1 protein-coding gene is annotated in these 4173 nt (G+C 73.0%); it reads left to right on the forward strand.

The features are described from left to right. On the forward strand, window positions 1-4173 hold a 4173-nt coding region (locus tag ACIP94_RS38350; protein WP_402436752.1), incomplete at both ends, for a type I polyketide synthase.

Below are 4173 nucleotides of genomic sequence, written 5' to 3' on the forward strand. Positions count from 1 at the left end.
CAGGGTGGACTGGGAGGCGTTCTTCGCCGGCACGGGCGCCCGCCGGGTCGATCTGCCGACCTACGCCTTCCAGCACGAACGGTTCTGGCCGCAGCGGACCGGTGCCACCGGAGACGTGTCCGGCGCGGGCCTCGCCTCGGTCGAACACCCACTGCTGGGCGCGGCCGTTGCCGTCGCCGGCGGCGAGGTCACCGTGCTCACCGGGCGGCTCTCCGTGCGGTCCGTACCGTGGCTGGCGGATCACGTCGTACACGGCCAGGTCCTGTTCCCCGGCACCGGGTTCGTCGAGCTGGCGCTGCGCGCCGGCGACGAGGTCGGGCTCGACCGGATCGACGAGCTGACCCTGGCGGTCCCGCTCGTTCTGCCTGAAACCGCCGCGGTGCACATACAGGTGCGGGTTGACGGCACTGCCTTCGGCGTGTTCTCCCGCCCCGAACACACCGACGGTCCGTGGACACAACACGCGTTCGGCGCCCTGGCCGCCTCCGAGGCCGCCACGGCCGACCTCTCCACGTGGCCGCCGGCCGGTGCGGAAGCCATCGCCCTGGACGGTTTCTACGAGCGGCTCGCCGACCTCGGCTTCGGCTACGGCCCGATGTTCCGCGGTCTCACGACCGCCTGGCGCCGCGGCGGCGACATCTACGCGGACGTCGTGCTGCCGGACCAGACAGCCGGCCAGGCCGACGCGTACGGCCTGCACCCGGCGCTGCTGGACGCGGTTCTGCACGCGGCGTCGCTGACCGGCGGCACCGATCGCAGTGTGCTCCCGTTCGCCTGGGAGGGCGTGACCCTGCACGCCTCGGCGGCCGCCGCGCTGCGCGTGGTCCTGACCGGGAATCCCGCCGACGGCGTCACCATCGCCGCCGCAGACACAGCCGGCAACATGGTTGCCACCGTCGACTCGCTCGTGTTCCGCGAGTTCGCCGCCGACCAGATGAGCCCAGGCACCGACGCGCTCTACCGAATCGACTGGTCGGCACGGGCACGCGCCGGCAACGAGCCGGTGACCGCCGTCGTGCTCGGCGACGACCCGCGCGGTGTCGCCGACCGGTTGCGTTCGGCAGGCGTCACTGTCTCGGCCGCCGTCGACCTGGCCTCGCTCGGCGGCGCCCCCGACGCCGTCGTCGTACCTCTCGCCGCCGACGGCGACGTGCTCACCGGAACCCACGACCTCGCCGCCCGTGCGCTGAGCCTGCTCCAGCGCTGGCTCGCGTCCGACGTGTCGTCCGACGGGACCCGGCTGGTGTTCGTCATCGACGGCGCCGATCCGGCCACGGCCGCGCCGTGGGGCCTCGTACGGTCCGCCCAGACCGAGAACCCCGGCCGCTTCGTCCTCGTCGATGCCGACCACGGACCGCTGCCGCTGGGCGTGGTCCTCGCCACCGACGAGCCCCAGGTGCGCGTGCGGGACGGCGAGGTCCGGGCCGCTCGGCTCGCCCGCCTCACCGCCCCCGCCGCGAGCACGCACTGGGACGCCGACGGCACGGTCCTGATCACGGGTGGCACCGGCGGGCTCGGCGCGAGCCTCGCACGGCACCTCGTCGCCGAGCACGGCGTGCGGCACCTGCTGCTGCTCAGTCGCCGTGGACCCGACGCCGAGGGCGCCACCGAGTTGGTCGCCGATCTGACAGGACTCGGTGCCACCGCAACGGTCCTCGCCTGCGACGTGACGGACCGGGACGCGCTGGCGGCGGCACTTGCCACCGTGGCGGCCGGGCACCCCCTGCGTGCCGTCGTGCACGCCGCCGGTGTGCTGGACGACGGTGTCATCGACTCCCTCACGCCCGAGCGCCTCGCCACGGCGTTGCGAGTGAAGGCGGATGCCGCCTGGCACCTGCACGAGCTGACCACCGACCTCGACGCCTTCGTGCTCTTCTCCTCGGTCGCCGGCATCCTCGGCGCGGCCGGCCAGGGCAATTACGCGGCGGGCAACGCGTTCCTCGACGCCCTCGCCGCCCACCGCCGCGCCCATGGGCTGCCCGGCCTGTCGCTCGCGTGGGGCGCGTGGGCGCCCGAGACCGGCATGACCGCCGGGCTCACCGACGCCGACCGCGCCCGCCTCGCCCGTGAAGGCGTGCCGCCGCTGACGGTCGAGCAGGGCATGGCGCTGTTCGACGCGGCCCTGTCCGTGCCGGACGAGGCCGTGGTGTCGCCCGTGCTGCTCGATCTGGCGGCGGTGCGGGCTCGTGGCGAGGTGCCCGCCTTGCTGCGCGGACTCGTGCGCACGCGGGGCCGGCGGATCGCGGCGCACGGAGGGGAGGTGGCCGACGGCCTGGTCCGCCGCCTTGCAGCACTCCCAGAGGCCGACCGCACGGAGGTCGTGCTCGACCTGGTCCGTGGCCGGGTGGCGGCCGTGCTGGGCCACGACGCCTCGGCGCCGGTGGATCCGGAGCGCTCGTTCCGGGAGCTGGGCATGGATTCCCTGACGGCGGTGGAACTGCGCAACGGCCTGGCCGCCGTGACCGGGTTGAGGCTGCCGGCGACGCTCGTCTTCGACTACCCGACCTCCACCGGGCTGGCGGCCTACCTGATCGGGGAACTGCTGGGGATCGAGCCGGCGGAGACGCCGGTCGCGTCACTGCCGTCCGTGTCCGACGACCCGGTGGTGATCGTGGGCATGGCGTGCCGCTACCCGGGTGGGGTGCGGTCGCCGGAGGACCTGTGGCAGCTGGTCACCGACGAAGTGGACGCCGTGTCGGCATTCCCGGACAACCGGGGCTGGGACCTCGACGGCCTGTACCATCCCGACCCCGACCACCTCGGCACCTCGTACGCGCGTGAGGCGGGTTTCCTGCACGACGCGGGGGAGTTCGACGCGGAGTTCTTCGGCATGAGCCCCCGTGAGGCGCTCGCCACGGACGCGCAGCAGCGTCTGCTGCTGGAGACGTCGTGGGAGGCACTGGAGCGGGCGGGCATCGATCCGGTGTCGCTGCGGGGCAGCCGCACCGGTGTGTTCGCCGGCGTGATGTACAGCGACTACTCGGAACTGCTGAACACCCCGGAGTTCGAGGGGTACCGCGGCAACGGCAGCGCCCCGAGCGTGGCGTCCGGCCGCGTCGCCTACACCTTCGGCTTCGAGGGCCCGGCGGTCACGGTCGACACGGCGTGCTCGTCCTCGTTGGTGGCCCTGCACTGGGCGGCCCAGGCGTTGAGGTCGGGTGACTGTGATCTGGCGCTGGCCGGCGGGGTGACCGTAATGTCCACCCCGAACCTGTTCGTCGACTTCTCCCGCCAGCGGGGTATGTCCGTCGATGGCCGCTGCCGGTCCTTCGCCGACTCCGCTGACGGTGTCGGCTGGTCTGAGGGTGTCGGCATGCTGGTGGTGGAGCGGCTGTCGGACGCGGTGCGCAACGGTCACGAGATCCTTGCCGTGGTGCGGGGGTCGGCGGTGAACCAGGACGGCGCGTCGAACGGCCTGACGGCGCCGAACGGACCGTCCCAGCAGCGCGTGATCCGCCAGGCTCTCGCCGGGGCCGGTCTGTCGCCGCTCGACGTGGATGTCGTGGAGGGTCACGGGACGGGCACGTCGCTGGGTGATCCGATCGAGGCGCAGGCGTTGCTGGCGACCTACGGGCAGGGCCGTGAGACGCCGTTGCTGCTGGGTTCGGTGAAGTCGAACATCGGGCACACACAGGCCGCCGCCGGTGTCGCGGGCGTGATCAAGATGGTCGTGGCGCTCCGCCACGGTGTTGCGCCGCGGACCTTGCACGTGGACCGCCCCTCGTCACACGTGAACTGGGAAGCCGGTGAAGTCGAGCTGGTAACTGAGGCGAGGGCGTGGCCGGTGGTGGAGCGGCCGCGGCGGGCGGCGGTGTCGTCGTTCGGGATCTCGGGGACGAACGCGCACACGATCCTGGAGCAGGCTCCGGTCGGTGAGGTGGTTGAGCCGGGGGCGGTGGATGTGGTGGTGCCGTGGCTGGTGTGCGGCCGGTCCGGGGCGGCCGCCCGTGAGCAGTTGGCCCGGCTGGCGGAGGTTTCGGCGCGGCCGGTGGACGTGGCGTACTCCCTGTTGTCGCGGTCGCGGTTCGACCACCGTCTGGTTTCTGTGGGCCGGACGTCGGGTGAGCTGTCGGTGGCTGCGGTGGAGGCGGTGGCTGGTGATGGTCGGTTGGGGGTTGTGTTCACGGGTCAGGGTGCGCAGTGGTTGGGGATGGGGCGTGGGTTGTATGGCCG

Source organism: Streptomyces sp. NPDC093261, from assembly GCF_044753645.1.
In the GTDB taxonomy this organism is placed as follows: domain Bacteria; phylum Actinomycetota; class Actinomycetes; order Streptomycetales; family Streptomycetaceae; genus Streptomyces.